Raw genomic sequence first — 257 nt, forward strand, 5'->3', positions numbered from 1 at the left:
CACGGCGCTGCAGGCGATCGAGCCGACGACGAGCTGCAGATGTCCGAGCGCGAGCGAGGCAAGGCTGTTCTGCGTATAGACCGCGGGCGCATTATTGTTCGTTAGCGGCACAAACAGGAAGGAAAGCCAATCCGTCCTGAACAGCAGGATGAGCAGCAGGGCAAGCGCGGCCACGCGGAAAAAATTGGCGGCGACGAGTTTCATGCCTTGCGGCCCAGTTCGAGCAGCCGCGCCATCGAGATCGATCCCACAGGCGC

Annotated in this window: 1 pseudogene; it reads right to left on the bottom strand. The window is 62.3% G+C overall.

What is annotated here, in order from left to right:
• A pseudogene (locus EOD29_RS33015) lies at positions 1 to 204 on the bottom strand (ABC transporter permease); the annotation flags it as partial.
• Between the last annotated feature and the right edge of the window lie 53 nt (positions 205 to 257).

Origin of the sequence: Mesorhizobium sp. M1A.T.Ca.IN.004.03.1.1 (assembly GCF_003997555.1) — a bacterium.
Taxonomy (GTDB): domain Bacteria; phylum Pseudomonadota; class Alphaproteobacteria; order Rhizobiales; family Rhizobiaceae; genus Mesorhizobium.